This window comes from Aerococcus tenax (assembly GCF_003286645.3).
GTDB classification, from domain to species: domain Bacteria; phylum Bacillota; class Bacilli; order Lactobacillales; family Aerococcaceae; genus Aerococcus; species Aerococcus tenax.
The window spans coordinates 1,869,724-1,895,545 of record NZ_CP127382.2 but is presented as its reverse complement, the minus strand read 5'-3'; the positions used below and the strand labels follow the sequence as shown (position 1 = coordinate 1,895,545).

The 25,822-nt window shown below is 39.1% G+C and carries 25 protein-coding genes; 15 read left to right on the top strand and 10 right to left on the bottom strand.

Annotation, left to right across the window (positions count from 1 at the left end):
• Positions 1 to 14: 14 nt before the first annotated feature.
• Together DBT50_RS08845 and DBT50_RS08840 are read left to right on the top strand one after the other, a co-directional pair.
• Positions 15 to 3,056, top strand: coding sequence for a type I restriction endonuclease subunit R (locus DBT50_RS08845; RefSeq protein WP_111852783.1), 3,042 nt, complete (start codon positions 15 to 17; stop codon positions 3,054 to 3,056).
• Between the two features lie 79 nt (positions 3,057 to 3,135).
• The gene (locus tag DBT50_RS08840; RefSeq protein WP_111853495.1) at positions 3,136 to 5,895 is read left to right on the top strand and encodes a DEAD/DEAH box helicase; all 2,760 of its coding nucleotides are present in this window, start codon (positions 3,136 to 3,138) and stop codon (positions 5,893 to 5,895) included.
• A 101-nt stretch (positions 5,896 to 5,996) separates the two neighbouring features.
• Here the strand turns inward: DBT50_RS08840 and DBT50_RS08835 are convergent, their stop codons facing one another.
• The 6 genes from DBT50_RS08835 to DBT50_RS08810 form a co-directional block, all read right to left on the bottom strand.
• Positions 5,997 to 7,655, bottom strand: coding sequence for an exonuclease domain-containing protein (locus tag DBT50_RS08835; RefSeq protein WP_181566154.1), 1,659 nt, complete (start codon positions 7,653 to 7,655; stop codon positions 5,997 to 5,999).
• A 26-nt stretch (positions 7,656 to 7,681) separates the two neighbouring features.
• Positions 7,682 to 7,876, bottom strand: a complete 195-nt coding sequence (locus DBT50_RS08830) for a hypothetical protein (protein WP_111852780.1) — start codon at positions 7,874 to 7,876, stop codon at positions 7,682 to 7,684.
• Between the two features lie 89 nt (positions 7,877 to 7,965).
• The gene (locus tag DBT50_RS08825; RefSeq protein WP_146742910.1) at positions 7,966 to 8,382 is read right to left on the bottom strand and encodes a hypothetical protein; all 417 of its coding nucleotides are present in this window, start codon (positions 8,380 to 8,382) and stop codon (positions 7,966 to 7,968) included.
• 153 nt (positions 8,383 to 8,535) lie between these two features.
• Positions 8,536 to 10,065 (bottom strand): IS1182 family transposase, encoded by a 1,530-nt coding sequence (locus DBT50_RS08820; protein ID WP_195852868.1) that lies wholly within the window; start codon positions 10,063 to 10,065, stop codon positions 8,536 to 8,538.
• Positions 10,066 to 10,625: 560 nt separating this feature from the next.
• Entirely contained in the window at positions 10,626 to 11,396 is a 771-nt protein-coding gene (locus DBT50_RS08815) for a DUF1828 domain-containing protein (RefSeq protein WP_111852721.1), read from the bottom strand.
• A gap of 20 nt (positions 11,397 to 11,416) precedes the next feature.
• Positions 11,417 to 11,866, bottom strand: coding sequence for a DUF6978 family protein (locus tag DBT50_RS08810; RefSeq protein ID WP_111852722.1), 450 nt, complete (start codon positions 11,864 to 11,866; stop codon positions 11,417 to 11,419).
• Between the two features lie 455 nt (positions 11,867 to 12,321).
• Between DBT50_RS08810 and DBT50_RS08805 the strand changes: the two genes are divergently transcribed.
• Positions 12,322 to 12,561 (top strand): hypothetical protein, encoded by a 240-nt coding sequence (locus DBT50_RS08805; protein WP_111852723.1) that lies wholly within the window; start codon positions 12,322 to 12,324, stop codon positions 12,559 to 12,561.
• Between the two features lie 160 nt (positions 12,562 to 12,721).
• The gene (locus tag DBT50_RS08800) at positions 12,722 to 13,585 is read left to right on the top strand and encodes a TPM domain-containing protein (protein WP_111852724.1); all 864 of its coding nucleotides are present in this window, start codon (positions 12,722 to 12,724) and stop codon (positions 13,583 to 13,585) included.
• Positions 13,586 to 13,752: 167 nt separating this feature from the next.
• Here DBT50_RS08800 and DBT50_RS08795 read toward each other — a convergent pair whose 3' ends face one another.
• From DBT50_RS08795 to DBT50_RS08780, 4 genes are all read right to left on the bottom strand, one after another.
• A complete protein-coding gene (locus tag DBT50_RS08795; RefSeq protein WP_111852725.1) occupies positions 13,753 to 15,171 on the bottom strand; it encodes a PTS transporter subunit EIIC in 1,419 nt (472 codons plus the stop codon).
• Positions 15,161 to 16,858 carry a glycoside hydrolase family 13 protein gene (locus DBT50_RS08790; protein WP_111852726.1) on the bottom strand — a complete coding sequence of 566 codons (1,698 nt, stop codon included), beginning with the start codon at positions 16,856 to 16,858 and terminating at the stop codon, positions 15,161 to 15,163. The genes DBT50_RS08795 and DBT50_RS08790 overlap by 11 nt, the downstream gene beginning before the upstream one ends.
• A 94-nt stretch (positions 16,859 to 16,952) precedes the next feature.
• Positions 16,953 to 17,945, bottom strand: coding sequence for a LacI family DNA-binding transcriptional regulator (locus DBT50_RS08785; protein ID WP_111852727.1), 993 nt, complete (start codon positions 17,943 to 17,945; stop codon positions 16,953 to 16,955).
• 177 nt (positions 17,946 to 18,122) lie between these two features.
• The gene (locus DBT50_RS08780) at positions 18,123 to 18,707 is read right to left on the bottom strand and encodes a helix-turn-helix domain-containing protein (RefSeq protein WP_181566142.1); all 585 of its coding nucleotides are present in this window, start codon (positions 18,705 to 18,707) and stop codon (positions 18,123 to 18,125) included.
• A 650-nt stretch (positions 18,708 to 19,357) separates the two neighbouring features.
• On the opposite strand from DBT50_RS08780, the gene DBT50_RS08775 reads away from it, so the two are divergent.
• From DBT50_RS08775 to DBT50_RS08725, 11 genes are all read left to right on the top strand, one after another.
• Positions 19,358 to 20,281 carry a hypothetical protein gene (locus DBT50_RS08775; RefSeq protein ID WP_111852729.1) on the top strand — a complete coding sequence of 308 codons (924 nt, stop codon included), beginning with the start codon at positions 19,358 to 19,360 and terminating at the stop codon, positions 20,279 to 20,281.
• A 109-nt stretch (positions 20,282 to 20,390) separates the two neighbouring features.
• On the top strand, positions 20,391 to 20,837 hold the full coding sequence (locus tag DBT50_RS08770; protein ID WP_111852730.1) for a hypothetical protein: 447 nt from the start codon (positions 20,391 to 20,393) through the stop codon (positions 20,835 to 20,837).
• Positions 20,821 to 20,979, top strand: coding sequence for a hypothetical protein (locus DBT50_RS08765; RefSeq protein ID WP_156417354.1), 159 nt, complete (start codon positions 20,821 to 20,823; stop codon positions 20,977 to 20,979). Before DBT50_RS08770 ends, DBT50_RS08765 begins: the two co-directional genes overlap by 17 nt.
• Before the next feature lie 68 nt (positions 20,980 to 21,047).
• Entirely contained in the window at positions 21,048 to 21,575 is a 528-nt protein-coding gene (locus tag DBT50_RS08760) for a sigma-70 family RNA polymerase sigma factor (RefSeq protein WP_111852731.1), read from the top strand.
• Between the two features lie 152 nt (positions 21,576 to 21,727).
• Entirely contained in the window at positions 21,728 to 21,925 is a 198-nt protein-coding gene (locus tag DBT50_RS08755; protein WP_111852732.1) for a DUF1659 domain-containing protein, read from the top strand.
• Positions 21,926 to 21,956: 31 nt separating this feature from the next.
• Complete coding sequence (locus tag DBT50_RS08750) at positions 21,957 to 22,199, top strand: DUF2922 domain-containing protein (RefSeq protein ID WP_181566143.1); 243 nt, start codon at positions 21,957 to 21,959, stop codon at positions 22,197 to 22,199.
• A gap of 101 nt (positions 22,200 to 22,300) precedes the next feature.
• The gene (locus DBT50_RS08745; RefSeq protein WP_060778878.1) at positions 22,301 to 22,585 is read left to right on the top strand and encodes a hypothetical protein; all 285 of its coding nucleotides are present in this window, start codon (positions 22,301 to 22,303) and stop codon (positions 22,583 to 22,585) included.
• On the top strand, positions 22,576 to 22,809 hold the full coding sequence (locus DBT50_RS08740) for a phage holin (RefSeq protein WP_111852734.1): 234 nt from the start codon (positions 22,576 to 22,578) through the stop codon (positions 22,807 to 22,809). Before DBT50_RS08745 ends, DBT50_RS08740 begins: the two co-directional genes overlap by 10 nt.
• Entirely contained in the window at positions 22,784 to 23,635 is an 852-nt protein-coding gene (locus tag DBT50_RS08735; RefSeq protein WP_111852735.1) for a CHAP domain-containing protein, read from the top strand. The genes DBT50_RS08740 and DBT50_RS08735 overlap by 26 nt, the downstream gene beginning before the upstream one ends.
• A gap of 144 nt (positions 23,636 to 23,779) precedes the next feature.
• Positions 23,780 to 24,538 (top strand): SDR family NAD(P)-dependent oxidoreductase, encoded by a 759-nt coding sequence (locus DBT50_RS08730; RefSeq protein ID WP_111852736.1) that lies wholly within the window; start codon positions 23,780 to 23,782, stop codon positions 24,536 to 24,538.
• A gap of 219 nt (positions 24,539 to 24,757) precedes the next feature.
• Positions 24,758 to 25,822: a MupG family TIM beta-alpha barrel fold protein gene (locus DBT50_RS08725; protein WP_111852737.1), complete on the top strand. Its 1,065-nt coding sequence runs from the start codon at positions 24,758 to 24,760 to the stop codon at positions 25,820 to 25,822.

Sequence of the window (25,822 nt, the reverse complement as noted above, 5' to 3'; positions counted from 1 at the left end):
GGACAAGTGATGATATGGCAAAAATTTTTACTCAAGAGCAGCAAATGGAAGAACGCTTAATCGAACTGTTAACGAAAAGGGAATCGCAGTGGACTTATCGTTCTGATTTAAAGACAGCCGATGATCTTTGGAAGAACTTTTTCCAACAATTAGAAGCGAATAATACCGCCAAGTTAGATGGCGTGCCTTTAACGACCCAAGAAAAGCTATCAATTAAATCGCAATTGGACTTTTCTTCTTTTTATGCGGCTGGAGAGTGGCTTAGTGGGGAGAATGGTGTGGCTCAAGTCGAGCTCCACCGCGAGGATGCATCCCTTGGCTCCTGCCAGTTAATGGTAATTAATGGCAATGAGATTGCTGGGGGGAGCTCCCATTATGAAGTGATTAATCAATTTCGCAGTGAAAAACGCGATTTTCTTGACCAAGATGGGCGTTTTGATGTGACTTTGATGATTAATGGGATTCCCTTAATTCAAATCGAATTGAAGAATCGGTCAGAAGGCTATAAAAAGGCCTTTAATCAGATTGATCGCTATATTAAAACCGGAAAATATCATGGAATTTTTTCCATGTTGCAAATGTTTGTGGTTTCAAATGGGGTGGATACGAAGTATATCGCTGCCAATACGAAGTTGAATGCCAAGTTTTTAACGGGCTGGGTCGATCAAGATAACCAACCAGTAATGAATTTAGAAGATTTTGCGACTTCTGTGCTCTCGATTCCAGAAGCTCATGAAATGATTGCAAATTACTCGGTCTTGGATAAATCTAGTAATTCAGTCATTTTACTACGTCCCTATCAAATTCACGCCATTAAGGCCATTCGCCAAGCCAGTTATCAACAAAAAGGCGGCTATGTGTGGCATACCACAGGTTCAGGGAAGACCTTGACTTCTTTTAAGGTTGCCCGCAACCTGTTAAAAATTGCTTCGATTGATAAGACCATCTTCATTGTGGATCGTAGAGACCTTGACCAACAAACCTTTAATGCCTTCGCCTCCTATGCTGAAGCAGATTTTGTCGATGTGGATGAAACGGCTAATGTCAATGACCTGATCAAACGCTTAACCTCTAAGGATCGATCCTTAGTGATCACCACCATTCAGAAATTAAACCATGTCATGAAGCGCTACGATCAAAATCCTGATAATAAGCGGCTAAATAAGTTAAGGGATTTAAGACTTGCGGTGGTTGTTGATGAATGTCATCGCGCAGTCACACCACAGAAGCAATTTGAACTGGAGAAGTTTTTCAAATATTCTCTTTGGTATGGTTTTACCGGGACGCCGCTTTTTGCGGAGAATGCTCGTGATGCCTTTGGTGATCTTGCTCGGACTACAGAAGAGCAGTACGGTGAATGTTTGCATAAATACACTGTCCAAGAAGCCATGCATGACCAAGCTGTTTTAGGTTTTCAAATTGAGTACAAGCAAACCTTCAGTGACTTTCAACTCGACCAGCTCGTGGCAAACCAGTTTCCTAAGGCTAACCTTGATGCGATTGATAAGAAGGAAAAGGAAGCCCAGTTAGATTCAGCCATATTTGACCATCCCGACCATATGGAAGCGGTGGTGGATTCAATTATTAATAAATCACAAAATAAATTTGGCTTTAATAATGGTGTTGGAAAGACCTATGATGCCATTTTAACGACAACTTCTATTGATAAAGCCATTGCTTATTACCAACTCTTTAAAGAAGTCAAGGCCGGTCAAAATCCGCGAGTTTCCATTAGTGAAATCACTAAACGTGCGGTCTTGGATTTTCCTAAAGTTGCGATTACCTTCTCCATCTCTGATAATGAACACGATTCTCAAGACCGTAAAGAAGCGATGAAAGAGATTTTAACGGATTATAACCAGGAATTTGGCACAAACTTTTCTCTTGAAACTCTAAATGCTTATAATCAAAATCTCAATAATCGTTTAGCGCGTAAGTCAGATACCTATAAAGTGCGTTCTGAACAAGTGGACTTGGTAATTGTGGTCGATCGCTTACTGACAGGTTTTGATGCGCCGTGTCTATCGACATTATTTATGGATCGACCACCGATGAAACCACACCACTTGATTCAAGCCTTCTCTCGGACTAATCGTTTGTTTGATGACCATAAGAAATATGGACAAATTGTCACTTTTCAAACACCAGCCATCTATGAGGAAGCCGTTAAAAAGGCCCTCATACTCTATTCCAATGGTGGGGAAGATCAGATTCAAGCGCCAACTTATGAAGAGTCGAAGGAAGAGCTTGATGAAGCGGTTAAAGAACTAAGAGCGCTAGTGCCTAATGCAGAGAGTTTCAACAATTACACTGAATTAGTTGAAATGAAGCGGGTAGCCAAAGCTTTTCAACGATTCGATACGATTTACCGGACCATTGAGGTTTATAGTGACTTTAGTGAAGCGGAATTTGTCGCTCAATATGGCTTCGACCGGGAAGAATTTGAAGACTACACTGGAGCTTATAAAAATCTTATCGAACGGATTAAAGATGAGATGAACGATGAGGATGAAGTTGATGAGGATGATTCGATCGATATCGAGTATGAGATTGAATCGGTTCGAACGGAACAAATTGATTATGACTATCTAGTGCTTCTCATTGACCGTTACCGTGAATCGACGGCAGAACAAGATAAAGAGAAATTTAAACATGAAGCGGAGAAGACTATCGATGAATTTGGTCGCCGGAAGCCCGAATTAAGTGAAAAAATTCGTGATATTTTCCAAGCTATTATTTCCAGCCCAGATAAGTATAAAAATCAGTCGACTGATGAAATTTTGGCTAATGAAATTAACGGTTATAAGGAACGGGTCTTAGAAGACTATGCCAAGGCAGAATTTATAGATGAAGATTTATTGAAATACGTCGCTGCTAACTATGATGAAGACCGGGAAGGTCCGCAAATTGGTGAAAGTGAAATGATTAATACGGCTGATTTTAACGCTTACAAGGCAAATACTGAGAACCCTAAACCAAAATTGAAGTATATTAAGGAAATACGGAATGGCTATAAAGATCTGATTCGAGAGAAAATTATGCCTTATGATGTGTAGGGGGTTAGGTGAATATTTAAGTTTGTTTGGAGCTTTCGGTGTAAAGGCGAGATGATTTTGAGAAGAAAGGGGCGGGAAATTGAAGAATAAGATAAAAATAAATAAAGCCACTGCTAAGGAGCTTTTAAAAGATATTGATAAGTTAACTTTAAATGACCACAATATTATGAATAATAGTGAATTGGAGTCCCTTTTGAAAGAATGCAGTAAAGAATATAATCACTTGATGCAATCTAAATTATCGGATATTAGTTTTTCAGAGTTAAAGCAAGTGGATTCTTTAAATAAGCAAGGTAATATTTTCTTATTTCCGCCCCTAATGCTACCAGGCATATCTTTAGCCTATGAAACTAATAGACGAAAAATAGCCCATCTTTTATTTAACTTTCAAACAAGACTAAAAGTTGAAAAAGAACACTCAGATTTTATAGAGAGCTTAAGAAAGAACTTAGAATTTGTCATTAATAATGATAGAAATAGCTTTGCTTTATTCTTTATGAATAAGAAAAATAGATCTCAACTTAAAGAAAACAAGGAATGGATTTTGGAAAATTATGAGCATATAGAATTGCTAAAATCTAAATTGAAAGAAGCTATCGATAAAAGCTCAGATAACAAAGATTATTTAATAATTATTCAAGATAATAAAGCGGAGATTGACAAAGTTATAGTTAACAAAACTACTTATTTAGAAAATCGTAAAGATAATCTTCTGTTAGAAATTGAAGAATATTTAGGCCAAGTACAAGCTGCAATTAATCTAATTGATGTTCAGTCTTTAGAAGGTGAGATAAAAAGTCAAATTAACCAAATTAAAGAGAAAAAAGGGTTAACTCAAGCTTTAAATCAACCCCTAAGAGTGTTGAATATTTTTAGTGATGAAAAATTACACCTAAATCGTTTAAAGGATCGTGGTATTACTAACTTAGCCGATCTTCAAACTAAGTTGTGGGATGTTAGACCGCGTTCAGGCTTGACTACAGCTGCTTGCTGGAAGATAGAGACTGAACTAAATAAATATCTTGAATATGCTAAAAAAGATTATTATCCAAGAATGGACCTTCAAAAATTAGATTTAGATGAGATTACTTTATTAAAATTAATTTATCGGTATATACATTTGGCTGAAAATGAAGAAAAAAATCTAGATCTATTAAAAGTGACACTTAAACGAGCTCAAAACAATCTCGATAAAATTTGGGATAGACAATTAAATTCTTACCAGATGACTCAATTAGAAGTCACTAAACAAGAGGAAACAGTTAAACTTTACTATTTATTATTTGATTGTTTTAATCAACTAACTGCTATTCCTAAAAAGCTTTGGCAGGTTCCTAAGCTTAGCAATAGTGAAGCAATTAATGATTTTGAAAGTAATATAGCTAAATACTATGCCGTTATCGATAAAGTAAATGGCGGTGGACGAAAAGATACTAATGATTTACCTAGTTTAGTTGTTGATAAGGTAAATAAATTTCAATTGGATAATAGAAGCTTTAAAGGGATTTTACGTCCATATCAAGAATTTGGGGTAAAGTATGCTTTAACTTTTAAGAAGGTGCTATTAGGCGATGAAATGGGTCTAGGAAAAACAATACAGGCCCTAGCTATAGCTAATCATCTAAGTCAGAAGGGCTACAAGCATCATGTAGTACTGGGGCCGTTGTCAATTTTAATGAATTGGCAACGAGAAATAAAAAAGTGGACAACAATGGAAAGTCTTGTATATAGAAATGCTAATCGTGAAGAGGCATTTGAAAATTGGCAAGACCAAGGAGGAGTATTGTTATTGAACTATGAACAAGCTACCCATTTGGTAGAAAATCAATTTTCAATGTTGCCTAGCTTAGTGATTGTCGATGAAGCGCATTATATTAAAAATCCATGGACAAAAAGATCAAAAAATGCTTATCGATTAGCCCAATTAGCTGATTATAATTTATTTATGACCGGGACTCCTTTAGAAAATCGATTGAAAGAGATGAAGCAACTTCTTTCTGTTTTACAGCCTGATTTAGACTACTTTAAGGACAATGATCAAGGCTTCTTTAATGATTATAATGACAATCCCCAAGCCTTTAGAGATGGAATTGCGACTGTTTACTTACGTCGAAAACGTGAGGATGTTCTTAGAGACTTGCCAGAAATTGAAATGGTTGAAATGTGGTCTAGTTTTTCTGAGGAAGAACAAGACTATTATAATGAAGCTGTTATGAGAGGTATTTCTGGATTGCAGATGATGAGACGTGCAGCTTTTTCTGGTAGAGATAGGAAGCACTCAGAAAAAATTGCAAACGCATGTGATATTTGTCAGGAAGCTATGGAAAACGGCGACAAAATAATAATTTTCTCCTTCTTCAAACTGGTTTTAAATAAATTGAAGGATTTCCTAGGTGATAATGTTATCGGAATGATATCTGGCGATGTTTCTACAGCGGAACGTCAGGAACTCATTGACCAATTAGAGAATTCTGGTAAAGGTTCTATTTTACTAGCTCAAATTGATGCTGGTGGGGTAGGCTTGAATATTCAAGCTGCTAATATTGTCATTTTATGTGAACCTCAATGGAAACCGTCTACAGAACAACAAGCGATTGGACGGGTTTACCGAATGGGACAAGCCAAGAATGTGATTGTTTATCGCTTATTAACAGAAGATAGTATAGATGAATCAATGCTGGAACTATTAGGCGAAAAAACAGACTTATTTAATGATTATGCCAATGATTCGGTCGTATCTGATGCATATGATCGTACTGAAGCAGATCCTATAAATGAAAAAGAATTGCAAACTAAGGTATTAGAAATTGAAAGAGAACGTTTAAAAGCGAGTGTATAAGACTACTAAATATGTAATTCTATATTTTAGTAAGAAAAAATAAAGCCACACCCACCTCTATAATAATATAGAGCATGGATGAGGCTTTTTTGAATATAAATCTATTTGTTGCTTTTAAGCAAAAGAGCAGCTGCTTTTTCTCTACGACTGGACAGTTTAGAATATTGAGTTCCATTATGTTCAGGGTTAGTTTCTTCTAAACGATTAAGTCCCTCATTTAAAATAGCAATTTCATTTTCATAATCCTTTAATTTGCGATAAGCTAGGGCGTAAGATTCATATAATGCAGGTGCGTCGTAGCCAAGAAATCTTGCTTCATCGAACAGAGCAATAGCTTCTTTTATCTGTCCCTGTTTCCTGATTTTATCACCTTTTTCCCATAGTGGGAATCCTTCTTTAAAGCCTTTGTCAGGACTATTTTTATTTTTGATTTGATTTAAGGAAACTAGATTATGGATAGGTTTTAATTCAAGTTCTTCAATGTTTATATTTATTTCATCAGGAAGATTTAAATTAATTTCCTGAATCGATTTTTTACCTTGTCCTTGACTAAGAAGTTTTATAGTTTCTGTATCGGTAAGCTGATAACCTAAGGAATAGTATTCATCGATTTGTTTATCAAAAATATCTCTATTATCAAAACTATTTTTAAATTCTTCATATTGATCAATAGTTGTTTCGTAAATTGAAATAAAAAAGTTTTTGAAAAGAGCGAGATCTTCATAAGAATTAAAGAAAACGCGTTCATAATGGCTCCCGCCTTCTGACATGGTGGCCTTCATTTTTGGTAGATTAATATCTTTGCTGTATTGGATTGGGACGATAAAATAGTGTCCCTTTTTTGCAAATTTAAATTCAAACATTGTATACAGATAAGAAACAGTAACATAGTTTGAACTATTTTTATAAAACCGAAGTAAATCGATAGGTAGCACATCTTGTTCTACAGTGTGTTGAATAAAAGCACATACCTCTAGCTCTTGTTGAGTAGGAACAGATCCCTCACTTGATTTTCGTTTGTTTGTTTTACCTTTAGAAAATTTGTCAATTAGCTTTAATAAAAGATCACCACAAGCTTTGGCATCTCCTGTGGCGCGATGGGGATCGTTATTTACGATATTTAGGTGTTTTGTCAGAGTTCCAAGTTTGTGATTAGGTGTATCTTTAATTAATTTTCTGGACTCACTTAGGGTATCAATATATTTTATATTTGCTGAAATTCCGTTACGTCTAAGAGCGGCTTTAAGAAGAGAAAGATCAAAACTAGCATTATGTGCACAAATAATACTCTCTCCACTTAAGATAGGCTCTAAAAAAGGATAAGCCATTTTTATAGCGGTATCTTCAGTCGGCGCATGGAGTAGTAACTCATCAGTGATGTTGTTTATTCGTGAAGCAGATGCTGGCATGGAAAAACCAGGATTGATTAGTGTATGAAATTGATCAGCCACGTAACCATTGACATACTTTATAATAGCTAATTCTACAATGCGGTCTGAATAAGAATTAAGCCCAGTAGTCTCAATATCAAAAGCAAAAAATTCGTTTTTAAGAATTTTGGTAGTTTTAGAAGTCAATATAAATTTTTTATTTATTATAGTTACTGAATCTATTAATTGTTGCTCTTTATGAGAATCAATATTATCTTGAGGGGATGTTTGATCTATAGAATCATTCACATCGTTTTCATTATTGCTTGTTTCATTACGTGCTTCTTGCTTACCAAATATACTTTCAATAAATTTACGAAACAATTTCACTGTCATTCCTCCTAAAAGTTATCCACTTATTCCAAACCTTTTTCAAGTTCCCTAAACACATCTTCCAAAGGCCGACCTTCTTTGGCCAAAAATTGGGAATAGCTATGTTCTAATTTATTATCGAATTCTTCTTCAGAGACTGCGATTTCCAAACTTTGAAAAATTCCTTTTTCTGTTTTGATACTTTTTTCACCACTTTGCATATTGGTTGAATCTTTCATGAGAAACACCTCTTCAGAGTTGCTACAAGTTGTTATATGGTCATTACATATATTAAGAGACACAAGTGTGGTATTACTATTGAAGCTTGCTAATTATCTCCATAAAGACTTCCTATGTTAAATCTGGTTACAAAATGATCGTGTATTTCATAAAGTCGAGAGTCATATATGATTCCTAAATTATTTTCGTTATAGGGGTAGCTGTCAAGGTATATCCCTACTTCATCACTTTTGTTAAGTGAGAAACCATCACCTTGTTCTAAAGTTTCCATAAATTCATCAGTGATCGGGTAATTTAAGTCATTTAATATATTTATGACTGAATCATCACCTATATCATAAAAGAATACTTCTAAGACTTTGGTTTCTTGATTATTCACCCAAATTCGCGCTTTATCATTAAAGTTATATTCTTTATAAACTTCACCAAAAAACTCTGTATTAGTAGTAGTCACTTCATCGGCATCAACTTCTAATATTTGGACTAATTTAGCTTGCGTTTCCAAGGGATCATCCGGATCAAATTTAAGATTACCTACAATAAATATTAAGGCCACAGAAATAGCAAATGTAATCGCTGCGAGTCTGGGACAAAAGTCTGCGAACTCTAAAACTAAAAGAGAATCTACAAATTACTTAAGCGTGATTTGTAGATTCTCTTATTTTATTGCTTTTATTTTGTTATATTTTTTCAAATTATTGGCCATGAAGGCCAATCCAACATCAGTTTTAACCCTTGTTTTCCCTCTGAGGTTAAATCGAGTGAACCCTAAAATAGCCTTTATCTGGCCAAAAACTGGTTCAACGTCAATTTTCCGTTTGGAAAAGAGCTTAGATCCTTCTTCAGATAAAAGCTTCTGTGTTTCTATATTCTTTAATTCCTGATAGTTTTTATTATAGTAAAGCGCCTTTTGCGGCGCATTTTTTGGGTCCAAAGGCTTATAAACCTGAATTTCAGAAATATAACCACTCATTTTATTTTTTCGTTTTTGGAGATGACTAAAGAAATAAACCGTGCCGTCAGGATGTGTAAACGTATTACTTTGCTTATCGTAACTCCAATTATCCATATTTTTAGCTGATTTTTTATGTTTCTTTTTCTGCTCTTTATCAAACCGATTATATTTAATCAAATGGTTAATTTTATGGTTATCTAAATAAGTAAGGTTTTCTTCGCTACCATAACCAGCATCAGCTATAATGCATTTCGGGAAATTAGGGAAACTTTCAACAAAGGGTTGTAAAGTCCGCGTGTCCGTCGGATTGTGGAAAATATCATAATGAAGGACAAACTGGTTTTCAGTCGCTACTTGGATATTGTATCCCGCTTTCAATTGCCCATTCATCATATGATCATCTTTCATTCGCATGAACGTAGCATCAGGATCTGTTTTTGAATAGCTGTTTCTTCCGTTAAATGTTTCAAACTGTTTGGCATACTTTTGTTTGCGGGGTAGAAAATCTTTACTCACTTTACGGTAATGTTTTTTCAAACGACGACGTTCTTGTTTACGTTGATCTGGCCCTTTTACAGGAGTTTCCTCAATATCTTCAGTGAGTTTATCGATTTCTTCCTTAAGAACTTTAGATATCTCTTGAAGCATATTTTCTTCTAGATCTAAATTTTCATCATATTGGATGCCAGCATCAACCATCGGTTGAATTTCATTAAAGTAATATTCACGTGAAGTCACTTTTAATTGCTCTGCATATTTTTCAGTTGCCTTTTTCCAAACAAAAGAATATTTATTGGCATTCGCTTCAATTTTAGTTCCATCTATAAAGCAATTTTCTAAATGAATTAATTTCTCTAACTTTAACTGAGTGGTAAACTCAACGAATAAATTTTCTAATAAACATCTACAATTTTCTGAGGAACGGAAGCGATTAATCGTTCGATAGCTAATAACTTGTTGAGCGACTAGCCACTGCATGGGTATATTTTCAACCATTAATTCTTCTATTTTTCTTCCACTAAATACGCCTTTACTATAAGCGTATAAAAGCGCCATAATTAAAGGTTTTGGATGATAGGCAGGACGTCCGTCCTGGGTACTGAAGCTTTCAAAATGTTTTTCATCCAGAGATTCAATAAAATTATAGATTGAAAATACAATATGATCTGGATCGATACATGCAGATAATTCTAGTGGAAGTGTTGTTTGATTCATGTTATATTGTATGTACACAAGAAGCACCCCTTAATCTTTAGTGTGGTTACTAATATTATAGCAGGGTGCTTTTTTTATACCTAATTTTAAGTAAAAGGGATAAGAAATTAGTGAAAACTAACTTCTTATCCCTTTTTATTTCGAGGCTTTTGTCCCAGCCTCTGTTTCTTTACTTTCTTATAAATAGCTATACCTACTAAAATAATCGATATTATAAAAAATAAAAACCAAAGTAATAATTGAAAATCTTTGTTAGACACAGAACCTTCCTCTCTAAAAATCATTTTACTAAACTAAATTCATTAATTAACAAATTTTTCATAAAAGTCCAAAGTAAAGCGTGTTAAAGATAAAATAGCATATAATAAAACAAAAAGCACTAGTTGAGAGCAGAAAAAACACCCCTAAAAGCCACTAACTTCTAGGGGTGTTGTGTTTAGTTATGAACGAACTCCTTCGCTCCACATCTCAGTATAGCATGTATGTTGGAATTTACCATTAACTCGCTTACTTCATGGCAAAGGTTATTAGCATACTGGTCAGTCTTTAATTCCCTATTAATAGCAGAGGGGTTTACATTATTTGAGGGCGAGTATTTCATTTTGTTGGCTAAATGGAATAATTTCTACATCAGCTTCTTTAGCTGCTTTTTTATTTCTTTCAGAAATTGAATCTTTTTCAGAAATAATGACAAATTTTAAGCCGTGTTGAATAAATTGGGGTTCTTCTTTTAAATCCTCGTAGATAAATTTTTGAGACACGATATTATCAAAGCTAGGTTTACTAAAGAATTGAAACATAACATTAGGTCTCCATTTAGTGGCACCAAGACTATAGTCTATCTTGTAGTTAATACTGGATGATCCAATAAAGCTCGGTTCAATATTTCCGCCAAATTCATGTTCATAAAAGAAATCATAGACATCTTCCTTGAACACGCTATGTGTATTCGATTGGTTGAGGTTTAAAAGGTCATACACACTAAGAATGGCCTGTATCATATCATGCTTCTTTTGAGGGAAATCCTTAATCGATATTTTCTTTGTAATAATAGTGTTATTTTTTAATTCTAAAGCATATTTTTTAATAATGTTATCCAGAAGCCCTTGTCGCGTTTCTGTTCTATAATTTAACCCCATCATATCTAATTCATCTAATGTCATGCCATCATCGCTTAATTGTAAAGTGCTATCATTATGCCAAAGGATGAAAAGAGGTATCCTGTCATTTAAATGGTTTGTATAGGGTGTAATGATCTCGTCAGCTTTTTTTAACTGTTTAATTTTAATTTTAGATTTGTACCATTCTAAGTAATCATTGATAAGTAGAGTGGTATTCTTTTTGTCCATAATAGCACCTCCTTTATATCTTATAGTAAAGGAATTTCTAAATTATCCATATCAACATTATTATAAATCAAAAATGCAATAAGGCTATCTCTGAGTTCGTTAACTATTGTATAACTAGAAATATTTTCAAGAGGAACTGCTATAGCTCCATTATTATATTCATCCGAAAAAATATGAACATGCGGTGTTTCTATAGTTGTGATACTTCCGTCTGGATTTCTATTATCATGAGGAGCACCTGAATAATCTAGTCTTACCATTATTTTATATTCTTCAGAATTCATGATGTAAGTTAAATAATCTTCTCGTAAATGTCCCTTTTGATTAATAATTAAAGAGAATTTTTCTTTTTCAGATAACTGATTATATAAATGAAACTTTGATTGATTACCATGGCCAGGGAAATTGATTTTTGTGGTGGTTAAAATTTTAACACAATTTAGTAAATATAAATAAGTTGAATGTTCCATAGTTTCTCCTTAACCAAATAATATTACATAGGCAATGAAATGAGGGTAGAAGGGGATACTGAAAGTTTTTAATGCATAGGCTATAGTGTTAGTCGGTAAGTTAAGAATATAGACAAAAGGAGAAGTAACTTTAACGATATAAAATATAAGAACTGAATGATTAATTGAATACTTTTATCTTTATCAGTTTCCTTAAGGTGCGTCCATTTAAAAATAACTCCATCTGCATCTAAAAATATTCATTTTGTTTATTTATAATTATATTACACAATATAACACATTCAACATGCGAAAGTCATGGTGTATCTAAATACACGTCCTTGGATTAAATGCTTACGAAATGTGAGGGATGGAAATGTGTAAAAGTCTTATACTTTGATTAAATTGTGAATAACTCCCGGCTAAATAATAAAGAAAGTGAAATGTTTAAACAAATATAAAAGGAGAACTATATTATGAACTTAGCTGATATAAAAATAGCTGACCATGACCTTGTATATGCTTGTACCGTTTCGGCTATACCTGAGATCTTTAGAGGGATAGGAAAGCAACAGGCTGCTAAATATATAAAGGAAATGTACCTTAATCCAGAATTCACTGATGGAGTGATCAAACCAACCCAACGCACCACAATAGTTATCATAAGTCGCTTCATTGATTATTTAAGGTATATGGATGATCAAAAGTTTAAATAATTAAAACCATTCAAGTATGAGTTAAAAACAGTGATCAATTTATAAAGTCCTTCCTAGTCAAAATCCTTCATTAAAATTTCCTAATACAAAACTAAAGAAAAGGCGATTAACCCCAAAATCGGTTATAATAAAATAAAAAGCACTAGGTGAGGGCAGAAAAATGGAAGATGAGAAGAAAAGTTCTAAACGTAGTGGTTGCTTGGGTAATGTGTCCTTTTTTTTCGTTATATTCGTACTTACCGCCATGTATTATTTTCTCAATCGGACTTACCGGCAACCGGATTTTCCTGCTGCCAGCCAAGAGTATTACGTGTCGGACTATAGCCAGCGTTTGAATGACTTCACTACCCAGCACATCATGAGTGAGGGCTACAAGTTGGACCAATTAACCCAGGCCAAGCTCGCAGTGGCTGTTTTACCATGGACTGAGAGCTTCAATCGTTCCAAGTATAGCCAGACCCTGGCGGATAAATGGGGGATGACTGATGAGCCTGAAAATGAATGGGCCCTCCTCCTCTTTAAAACCGACGTATCTTATCCCAGAGAAACCAGCGCGGACAGTCCTTACATGCACTTAGAAATCGGTGGGGGCTTAAAAGACGAGCTGACTAACGAAACGACCGAGCAAGTGGTCAAGCGCTATGATGATGATATTTATTATGATCACGATAACTATGACCAGGCCGCCTTTGATAGCTTTAATACCCTGGCTCGGCAAATCTACCAGGCCCACCAGCTGGAAGTTCCCGAGTCACTGACCCAGACTTACGAGGAGGCGGCCCAGGATCCCGCTAACCAAAGTAAGATCAACAGCAATCTCATGCAGGCAGACCTCAAACAAGCTGAGTCCCAAACCTTAAGAAATCCCCAGCCCCTCTACCTCCAGTTGGGCAGAGCTTTCTTTTTTACCGTCTGTACCTTCCTGGCTTTAGCGGTAGTTTGTGTCGTCTGCTTCTTTTTTGCAACAGGTTTTCTGTTACTGGCTAACTTCATCTCCAAAATCTTTCATTGGGATGAGAAATAGGCGAATTTCCGAAAAATGCTTATCTTATAGCTGATAAGATGAGGGTTTTATTAGCCACTTCTCATTCACAGTAAATATTCATTTAAAATATGGAATGAAAAAACAACCTTCTCAGATTGGAAGGTTGTTTTATGATGAGATAAATTTGACTTAAACATTTAATTTATCTAATTCGTTTTTTGCAGTTCACTCTTAGGTAAAGCAAAGAGATAAGACACAATAAAGGTTAAGATAAAGGTGAGGACACCGACAGCGATATAAGTGATAATTTGATAACTATCATAAACATACATCATTGGAGACAGGATAACTGCTAGTCCATAGGAATTGGCTTGAACGCCTAAGAGAGATAAGGCTGCTCCACCTAAAGCAGAACCAGCTAGCATAATAGCCAGAGGACGCATGCCGTAACGTAGGGTAACACCGAATAGAGCAGGTTCACTAACGCCGAGAAGTTGGGTTAATCCGGCACTGGTTGCCACAACTTTGACTGATTTCTTCTTGCTACGTAAACTCACAGCGAAAGCGACTGCGGCATTAGCAAATCCATACATCGCACAGACAGTAATCAGCGGATTAAAACCTGTTGCTGCTAATAGAGTGGTTTCGATCGTGATAAAGAGATGGTGCATACCAACCATGACCGATAAAGGATAGATAAAGCCAATGATCAAACCACCAATCCCTAGAGGCAGATGAATTAAAGATTCAACTAAGGTGATTAACCAGCCTTCAATCACATGAAGGATAGGACCGAGAACAATAAGTCCAAGGATAGTTGTTAGTAAAAGCACAACAAATGGAGTGAACATTAAATCGAGGGCATCGGGCATGTGTTTACGGGTAAAGACTTCAAAGCGCGCACCAATATAACCAACTACCAGGGCAACAAGCACACTTCCTTGATAGCCCATCAGTGGGATACTGCCAAAGAGCATCAGAGGTTCAACACCACTTTGAATATTAGCAATGTCATAGGCATTAGGTAACATTGGCGAGACGAGAATCAATCCAGCAACAAAGCCAAGAATAGGGGTCCCACCAAATTTCTTAAAGGTGGACCAAGTAATTAATGCTGGAAGAAATTGGAAAACAGTATCGGTGAGTACTGAAATTAAAGTAGTAAGTTCGATGGGAATTGCCCCAGCATCGACACCAAAGAAAGCTAGGATAGTTTCGTTAAGGATGACTCCTTTGAGTCCCATGAAGAGACCGGTTGCGACAATAGCTGGAATGATGGGAAGAAAGACGTCAGAAAGACTACGAACAAATCGCTTAATTCCGCTTTCTTGTCGTTCTTTGATATCATCAACAGTACTTTCTTTATCGCTAAGCTGCGGAAAGTCAGCAATAATTGCATCATATACTTTATTAACCGTACCTGTACCTAGAATGATTTGGTATTGACCAGAGTTGAAGAAAACGCCTTTGACTTGGTCGATTTCTTCGATGGCTTCGTCGCTAATAGCCTCACGGTTATTCACTTCTAAACGCAGACGGGTAGCACAGTGGGTAATACTTTGGATGTTATCTAGGTCGACTTGGTCAATGATCGCTTGGCCAATTTTGTGATAGTTACTTGTCATGATGAGTTCCTCCTTTTTGCATGACGATAGCTTGCATTGGTGCTAGTTCCATATTTTTATCTAATTTAGCGGATTGACTGTAATTACTTAAGATGACTTCATAGGATTCAAAAGAATCATCTAAAGCAACAGCTTCGGAGTTGAAGTTAACGAGAACAATGACTGCTTGTTCTTCGACTTGTCGTTGATAGCCCATAACTTGACTAGGTAGTTTATCAAGAAAGGTAATACCACCATAAATTAATACTTGACTTAAATCGGAATTTTGTCTTAAATCAATGAGTTTTTGATAGAAATCATGGACAGGATTATCTTTAGCATTTATTGTGGGATATTCTTCAGTCATAGCTAACCAAGGTTGGTGGTCTGAGAAGCCACCATATTGGCTATCATCCCAAGGGAACGGCGTTCTTCCGTTATCACGACTTCTTTTTTGCACGAAAGTTATAGCTTCCTCGTTACTATAGCCTTCTAGTAGGGCACGTTTATAGTTATCGTGACTAGAGATATCGTTGTAGGTATCGATATCAGACCAGGTAACGTTTCTTAAGCCAAGTTCTTGGCCCTGGTAGATGAATGGCGTTCCTCTTAAGAAGAAGTAAGAACTGGCTAGGGCGGTAGCCCCTATTTCATTTTGATAATTGGGATCTTTAATGAGTTTAGAGAGTGCTCGAGGTTGGTCATGGTTTTCAATAAAGTTTGCTGCCCAGCCGGCCTTTTGCATGGCATATTGAGATCGTTTTACCGCTTCAATATAGTCATCGTAGGTCCACTGACTTTGGCGGAACCATTCGCTACCATTTTCAACGTCGATATCAGCATAGGAAAAATCAAAAATCATATTGAAATACCCCTTGGGGCCGATATACTGGTCGAATTCTTCATAGGGGACTCCAGGGGCTTCACCAACAGTCATCACATTATAACGTTGGAAGGTTTCCTGGTTTAATTCTTGTAAAAAGTCTGCAATACCGGGGCGATTACGGGTTTTATGCTTAATGTTTGATAAGTTATCAGCACCGTCTGCAGGTAAACTTTGGTAGTCTTGGTCTTTTTTTACAAAAGTAATGGAATCAATACGGAATCCGGCGATTCCCTTATCCAACCAGCGATTAATCATCGAGTAGATTTCTTGACGCAAGTCTGGGTTCTCCCAGTTGAGGTCGGGTTGCTTTTTATGGAAAGTATGGAGAAAGTAGCTGTTGTCTTCTCCGTCAACAGCTTCCCAGGCACTCCCGCCAAACAGTGACCGCCAATTATTAGGCGCTTTGCCGTCATGGCCTTGCTTAAAAATATAATAATCACGGTAAGGACTCTTGGGATCTTTCAAGGCTGCTTGAAACCAGGGATGTTCATCTGAAGAATGGTTGACTACTAAGTCAAGGATAATCTTAATATCCAATGCTTCAGCTTCTTGGATTAACGCTTCCAAGTCCTCCATAGAGCCAAAAATTGGATTAATCCCTTCGTAATCTGCGATATCATAACCGTTATCAGCTAGGGGAGAAGTGAAAATTGGTGAAATCCAGAGACAAGTAATTCCTAAGTTTTTTAGATAAGGCAACTTTTCCCGAATACCGTTTAAGTCGCCAATGCCGTCGTGGTTAGAATCTTTAAAGCTCTGGGGATAGATTTGATAGACGACTTCTTCTTTCCACCAGTCTTTGGCTAAATTTTGAGTTAACATAGGTCCTCCTTTATTATTTATGGTAACGATACCATATTTTCTGAAAATGAAAGCATGCTTAGCATGCTGATCATTTTATTGAGTAACGAACATTTTATGTCGAAGCACGTTCAATGAGACGCAGCTTCAATTTATCTTGATTGACTTGGTAATCTGTGCCTTTGATTAAGGCGAGCATTTTTTTCAAAGCTTCCTGCCCTAGAGAGACGATTGGTTGTTCAATAGTGGTTATGGGAGTTGCTACTAGGGCGCTATAAACCTGGTTGTCGAATCCCATGATGGCCAAGTCTTTAGGAACATCAATATGGTGTTCTTGGCAGATTGAAAGAATTCCAATAGCAACTTCGTCACTGTTAGAAAAAACAACTTCTGGCTGCTCTTTCAGAGTGAATAGTTTTTCTCCCACATCTTGGCCATCTTTAATCGTATGGGTTGACGGGAAGATCCACTCGCGTTTGACAGTGAAATTAAAATCAACAATTGCTCGTTCAAAGGCTCGGGTTCTTAAGTCTCCGTGGCCTTGACTTTCCAAAGAGCCACCGGTACAGTAGGCAATCTTTCGATACCCTTTATCTGCTAGGTAAGCAAGGGCCGCATAAGTTCCAGTTTCCTGGTTGGTGTAGACCTGAGGAAGATTAGACTCCCTAGCTTCGTGGTTACACAAGAGAATGGGACCATATTGTGTATATTTCTCTAAGCTAGCCACATCGGACTCAACGGCACATAGAATTAGTCCCGCCAAAAGCCCTTGTTGGAGCAAGGTCAACATGTGCGCTTCAACTTCTTTATCGTCATAGCTTTGCATAACGATCAGGTAATAGCCTGCCTGGCGTGCTTCGTGCTCGATAGTGTCCACTAATTCGGTAAAGAAAGGATTGCTTAAACGAGAAACGACCAAACCAATAAAATTTGACTTTTTAGACCGCAATTGGGTGGCTGCAGAGTTTTGAACATAATTCAGTTCCTTCATAGCCGCTCGAATTGCATTTTGCTTTTCTTCAGAGATGTAGGGATGATGGTTCAGGTAACGAGAGACCGTGGTCACCGAAACCCCTGCCTGACGCGCTACATCTTTAATTGTAGCCATAGCATTCTCCTTTATGGTAACGATTTCATATTTAGAATAGCTAAATTTATTTAACTTGTCAACTCTAAATAAAAATTTAACTTACTAGTCCGTTAATTGGTAGAAAAAAATAATGATAGATAATCCACACAAAAACACCGTTCCACTGGTTTTTATCCAGCTGAAACGGTGTTTTTCTTATACTCTACCTAAATGCGCAAAGACTCTCCCCAAGACTTCAAAGTCTTCGCTATCCTTGACTTCATTTTTGTCTCCTAGAGGCAGATAGAGGGGCAGGTCTTGGTAGACTTGGTAGCGGGCTAACTCCAATTGACCGGAATCCTTGTCGGCCAGACACAGGATGTCGCCTTCCTTGATATCGGCTAGGGGATCCACCAGGGCGTAGTCCTTTTTGCTGATGAGGGACTGGATAGCAGGATTATTGATCTTAACCGCAAAGATTTCCTCATTAGGCAGTCCCATGGAGGCCAATTCAAAGAAGTGCTTCTTCTTAGCGGCTTTGAGCTTGCCTTTTTTGTATTTCTTATAGACTGGCACCTCAATGACATCGGCGCTCTTCATGTCGGAAAAGCCCCGCAAGTGGAGTTCGGAGACCCCGTAGAGATTGGCTAGCTTGGTCAAGGTTTCTTGGTTAACTTCAGATTTCCCTTGTTCGTAGCGCCAGACGGTTGAGACCGACTTGCCGATTTTTTCACTGACTGCTTCAATAGTCAGTCCGGCCGCTTCACGGGCGGCTTTGAGGCGTTGGGCGAGGGTAGGCATGGTCATTCCTCCTTGGTTTACTGACTGATCATGAGAGTTTTCTCACTTTGAAAAGTGTAATCACCTTTCCCAAGGTCATGAAACAGTCGAGTTCTTGAAAACGCATTTTTAACTTTCATATATTATACCGAAAAAGCGGCGGAAATACTCGTATAAATTGTTAAGTTGGAAGTTTAACAACTTTTTGTTGTTAAATTCGCAACCACAAAGCGCATAAAGCCAGCCTCTTGTATACTACTCTTAGTAGAAGGATTAGAAAATATTTTACTCAGCGTATAATTTAAAAATGTTAACAAAATATGAATATATCATATGAATAGAATTTATGCAAAATAATAAAAAATCGCTTGCTTTTTTATATTGGATATAATATGTTTAAAAATGAAAAGAGAAATTCAACTCTTTTCAATGGCTCCAGTCCGGGGTGTATCAAGGCAAAGGAGGGGCTTTTATCGAAAAAATTATTAAAGATTAGTATAGCGGACAGAAAGTGTCACTTTTTGCATAGTCGGTGAAGTAAGTGTTAAACAGAAAATCCCTAGCCAGAATTTTAGGACCTAAGATCAAAACCTTAAGCCCTTCTTTTTGCGTGGAAATTTTCTGACTCAGTTAACAACAAGTTAAAAAGATACAATCACAAGGAGGTTATGATGACAGTAAGACGTGTGGTGCCGACGAGCTTTTGGCGGTCGCTAGAAGCTTTGGACCATTATAGCCAGGAGGAACGTTATTTTGCCTTATACTTGATGACTAATCCCAAGTGTAGCCAGGTGGGGATTTATAGTTTGCCCAAGCGGCTGATTGCCTTTGAGACGGGCTTGAGTTTGGAACAAGTAGACAGGCTGCTGGATCGTTTTAGTCAGGATTTTAAGAAGATTGCCTATTCGCACATCCACCAGGAAGTGACCCTCTTACACTCCCTATCCTACTCCATCTTTGTCGGTGGGCGGCCGGTGATGGATTTATTGGAGAAGGAATTGTCCCTGGTTCAAGATACGGACCTGATTGAGGCCACCTTTGAAGCCATGCGCGACTTTTGGTTGAAGTCCAGTCGGCGGGTGGACCAGGCCATTATGCAACTCTTCGTCAAGGAGATCAAAAAACGCCGCTATGTGGCCGGGGACGATGAAAAAGAGGAAGTGGACGAGAGTGATAAAGAGGATGGGGATGAAAATGACAATGACAATGAAGAGTCGGCCAGCGAGTCGTCACTGCCCCTGAAACTCCAAAGGGCTCCCTACCAAGATGACTATGAAAACCAGGTGATGAACGGGATCACTAATCGCTATCAGATTCTCTTCAATGAAGCCATGCCTGAAGCGGACCAGGAGAAATTAAAATCCTATTGCCTGCTCTTTGAAAGCAAGCTCTTGGAAGAAGCCCTCTACCGGGCCAAGGCAGCTAAGTATCCCTTGTCCTATTACTTCAAAATTCTGGAGCGCTGGGATAAGGACCATATCTACCGGCTGGAAGACTTACCGCCTGCCAGTGAAGAAGACAAAAAGCCCAAGTTTCCCAAAATGTCGGGCTACCAGGAGATTGTCCCAGCTTGGGCTAAGAGCCAGGTGAACTGATCAACGTCCTAGTGGAGCGGGGAGCGGATAGACTCTGACTGGCAAAGCTCACCCGACTTCTCATTGTTTCTCAATACCAATGGATAACATTTTAATAGAAGGAGTAACCATGACTTTAAGCAATAGTATACATTTAATTGAACACTACAACCGTCTCTATGGTTTCGATTTGTTGGATGCTTACGACCACTGTGTCTTGGTCTTGACCAAGTTCGCCCTCCTAAACCAGGCTAAGGGCCAAGACGCCCGCCAAGTTCAAGTAGCCCTGGCGGATGCCTATATTGCCCTAGTGATGATGGCGGACTCCTATGCCCGGGTGGAAGGCTTAGGCGGAAAAGTCCGGATTCGGGAAGACTTACCGTCGCTCACCCAAGCTTTTACCACTTTGGCTTTAGATGTGAGTTTTGACCGTGATTTGACGCCTGCCCTAAGCGACTTAGTGGCCCACTTATGGCAGGAGGCAGAAAACTTAGGCTATGATTTAGATCAATGTTTGATCCAGCGAGTGACTGACTTATTAAATACGGAGGAGATGGATTATGCGGCAATGGGTTAAGGATTTTATTGTGGCGGTTTTAGCGATTCTACTCTTTCAACTACGGGGCTTTTTGGTCTCCTTTGGGATGATTATCCCCTTACTCCTATGCGCGACTCTAGCGGTTTTGGTGATGGCCCTCTATGAAAGTGTTAAGGATTAAAAGTGGAGAGCGCGCTTTCCTTCATCTTATGATGCAGCCTGTTTTAGTAAAGAAGAAAGGAAGACAGTATGACTCTAGACAAATTATTTGCCGACCGCTTGTTGCGCGAATTTGAAGCCTTGATTCATAAGACCCTATCGGACTTAAATATTAGAAAGTGCCACGGCGACTACCAGGACTATGCCCAAGAGTTACGGCTCAAGCTCCTAGACCTGGCTGAGCGTTTCGATGGCAACCCCCTGGGCCAAGACCGCTACCGCTTTGTGGCCTATGCTGGCCGTTACTTGCGCTGGTGCTTACTGGACCTCCTGCGCCAGACTAGCCGCTTGCCCCAACTGACCTTGTCTGAGAACCAGGACTTGATGACTGACTCTGCGGAAACAGAAGCTTTTGATTTTGGGATTGCTGACTTCCTCCAGGCCGCCCAAGACACCCTGTCTGAGCGGGATTACCAATTAACTTTAGCTTTAGCAGAAAGAGATTTTTCTATTGCTGACCTTGCCCGGACATTTGGCGTGGCCAGAAAAACCATTTATCAATGGAAGAACCGTTTAGCCCAGCTTCTCCTACCCTTTAAGGATTTACTAGAAGACTAGGCCTTAATGATCATGTTTTTACATTAGCTCACCTGAGGGTGGGCTTTTTTACTGGACTTTTTAAAAAGATTCAATTTTTAGGTAACACTTGGCCTCTTTCAATTCGTTTATAGGGTGTAGCTAGCTACTAAAGCAAAAAAGGAGTGATTGGAATGCAAGAATTTATCGATAACAAGTTAGTGGTCAAGGTGACCAACTTTGAGACCGACAAGGAAATTAAAACCACCTTCAATGATCTGGTGGAGCATCCCGCCATTGAAGCGGTATACGCGGTTCGTGACGCGGTGGCTAGTCTGGCTAAGGACCCGGTAACCGAAGTGGAAAGCGTCTGCCGCCATGTCTATGTTTAGTCAAGCGCTAGAAGAGTAAGGAGGAAAAATGATGCCAAGCCAAGAAAATTTCAATTTAGAGCTCTTATTCAAGACTGAAGAGGGCAAGACTAAGAAAGTAACCATTAAAGAACCTAAAGAAGATGTTTCTAGTGAAGTGGCTCAAGCGGCCTTAGCGGCTATTGTGGACGCTGATATCTTCGTCAATGAAGACGGCCTTGACCCCTATGCCCAAGCCACTGGCGCCCGCTATGTCCGTCGCAGCGTGACCGATATCTATCAAGTCGAAGCCTAAGTTAGGGATTGACCTCCCAAGCCCTGCCTAGCGGGGCTTTTTTTATGAAGAAGTACTGAGGGAAAGATGAGAAAAAGGAAATAAAGAAAGGAGTGGAGGGCATGACAGTGATTGAAATGGGTGGGCTGGCCTCTGCCTTTGTAGCCATCATCACCCTGGTTAGTAAGATTATCCAGTTAATTACTGCCATCCAGCGCTTGATCACTCGCCTGGACGTGATGGCTACCGAATTGGATCAACAAAAGACGGCACAAAAACGTCTCGATGAGCGCATCCAAGTGGTGGAAAACACTTTAATGGAGACCGCCTTTCGCTTTCAGGCGGTGGAGTCTAAGTTGACGCATTTAGTCGAAAGAGTAAAGGAGATGATGGCAGAATGCCTTTAAGTAATCAGACGTATGACCGGCTCAAGTGGCTGGCCTTGGTCTTTATGCCGGCTTTGAGTGTTTTAGTCAAGGGACTGGGGGAAGCTTATGGATTTGTCGGGACCGATTTAGCGGTCGTGACCTTGAATTTACTGGCGGTCTTCTTGGGATCGGTCTTGCAGTTGTCTAGCGAGGATTATCACAAGGGAGGTGGGGGCTATGGTTACCGCCCAGCAAGTGATTAAAACGGCGCAAAAATACCTAGGGATGACTATGGGGTCGGTGGCCCACCGTGACATGGTGGATCGCTATAACCGGGTTCTGCCGCGTCCGGTGGGATACTTGGCCAAGTATAGTGATGACTGGTGTGATCTCTTTGTGACTGCAGTTAGTGATGAAGCGGGAGCGACGGACTTGATTGGGCGTGAGTGTGGGGTCCAGCGTCATATCCATGTCTTTGCCGGACTTGGAATTTGGCTGGGTCGGGTTTATCCCCAGGCCGGAGACATTGTCTGCTTTGACTGGGACGGTGGTGGCTTTGCCGACCATATCGGTTTTGTCGAGGCTGTGACGGGGTCAACTATTACTACCATTGAGGGCAATGCCAGTCGCCGGGTGGCTCGCAACCGCTTTGCCTGGAATGATTGGCGGATTAAGGGCTATGCCCGGCCTAAGTACGGGAGTCAGGCTAGTCGAAGAGATAAGACCATGGATCAGTTGGCCCGGGAAGTTTTGGACCGCAAGTGGGGGAACGGGGCCGACCGGATCCGGCGCTTAGCGGCAGCGGGCTATGACTACCGGCTGGTTCAAGACCGGGTCAACCGCTTGGTGGCTGAGCGTGATAAAGATGGTGCAGGAGCTGATCCGGTGGCTGTGGGAGCTTCGGTCCGGGTGGCAGACTGGGCGACCCACTGGCAGACGGGTCAGCGGATAGCGGACTGGGTTAAAGGCCAGGTCTTTGCCGTGATGGAGCGGAAAGAGATCGACCACCCGCAAAGTGATTGGGCTTACTTGTTGAGTAACCGAGGGATTGCGATTGGGTGGTTGTTAGACCAGGATGTTGGTAAATAGGAGAGTAGAGATGGTGAAAGCAGCCTTTGGAAGGGCTGCTTTTTTTAACGATAAAGGCTATGTGTAAAAACTGTTGTAATCGCTTTCTGGAAGAGTTTTCTTTATAATGAATTTGTGACTAATGTTTTGAATGGAGGAATGTAGATGTTTGATTTATCCAATCGTGTGGCTGTGGTGACTGGTGGCGGGACCGGTATTGGTAAGCAATTCGCGACTGCTCTAGCTGGTCAAGGGGCTAAAGTAGCGATCTTATCCCGTCGCCAAGAAGTGCTCGACGAAGCGGCTAAAGAAATTGAAGAAAAAACCGGGTCAGAGGTCTTTCCGATTTCAACCGATGTTACCGATCCTGAATCGATCAAGGAAACCCACCAAGCTATCTTAGACAAGTTTGGTAAGGTAGATATCTTAGTCAACAATGCGGGTGGCGGGAATAACGCGCCCCTGACTGAAATTACCGATGAAGCTTGGCACAAGACTTTTAACTTGGATGTTGACGGGATGATGTATATGACCCGTGAATTTGGGGCCAAGATGGTGGAAAATGGTTACGGCCGTGTGATCAACATTGCCTCCATTCTCGGCTTCGGTGGCTTACCAGAGCTGCCAATCATCGACTATGCTGCCGCTAAGGGTGCGGTGATTAACTTTACTCGGGCCGCAGCAACCGAATGGGCAACTACCGGCGTAACGGTCAATGCTATCGCGCCTGGTTTCTTCGCCTCCGAAGCCAATAATCCTGAGGCTATGGAAGCTATGAATGACTTCATCGAACTAAGAACGCCGATGAAACGCCCAGGGAAACCGGGTGAATTAGCTAGTGTAGTAGTCTTTTTAGCCGCTGATGAGTCGACTTATGTGACCGGACAAATTGTCGGTGTTGATGGCGGTTGGACTGCGATTTAGTTATCGTTAGAAACTGATAGATAATATAAGAAATGGGAATGCTAGTAGGGCTTAAGAAAGGCTCTGCTGGCTTTTTTTATTTGTATTCTGCAAGTTAAATTTACATATTGTTTTGTATCACTATGTAATTTATTTTCTGCATTTACCATCTCTATTTGAAATTTATTTCCATAAGCATATAATTAGAAATGTAAGCGCTTTTGAAAGATAGGAGAAAAGATGTTTGGGTTTTCTGTTTATTTAAATAGTGATTTAAGTCATGAAGATAGAGCATATATTGGAAACATGAAACAGGGAGGTTTTCAAGGAGTTTTTACTTCGATACAGATTCCAGAGGAGAATCAAGAAAAGTATTTCAAACGGCTGCAAGATTTAGCTAGCCTTTGTAAAACGCTACAGCTTAGTTTAATGGTAGATATGTCATTAGCTTCATTAGAGAAGATTGGCATCAGTTTGGACAAGGTTGAAGTTTTAACTCAATGGGGAATTACTGGCATACGATTAGATGATGGGTTTTCTAACGAATTAATTGCCAAATTGAGTCACAAAATTCAATTAGGGATAAATGCTTCAACTATTGAAGAAAATGATATTAAGGAAATTATTGCCAATGGAGCAGATAAAGAGAATATCGCTGCTTGGCATAATTACTATCCTCGTCCTTATACCGGACTCGGTGAAGATTACTTTATGCAAAAAAATCACCTATTTCATCAGTATGGTTTAAAGGTGCAAGCCTTCGTTTCTGGAGATCAACCCTATCGCGGACCGGTATACCAGGGTTTACCTACCCTTGAAAAGTTAAGAGGGAAGAAACCTTTTATGGCTAGTTTAACTATGCTCAAAGAATATCATGTTGACCAGGTTTATCTAAGCGATCCTTATTTATCAAATCAAAGTTTAGAACAATTTTCCTATTATATAAATAATGGAATTATTCTCTTACATGGTTCTTATGATGATAATTATAAAAGCGCTAAGGACTCCTACTTTCAAGAGATTCAGATGTGTCGTCCAGATATTAGTGAATATGTAGTCAGGAGCCAATATGCTAGAGGAAAAATCACAGAGACAATTGCCCCCTCCAACCAAACCTTTCGAAACAAGGGGAGCATCACGGTCGATAACAACTTAGCTGGTAGGTATGAAGGGGAATTTGAAATTGTAAAGAAAGATCTACCTAGTGACCCTTCCGTTAATGTGATCGGATTGATTGCTTCGGAAGATATTCCCCTAATCCAATTTATCGGCAGTAAGCAAAAGTATTTAATCCAATGGAGATGA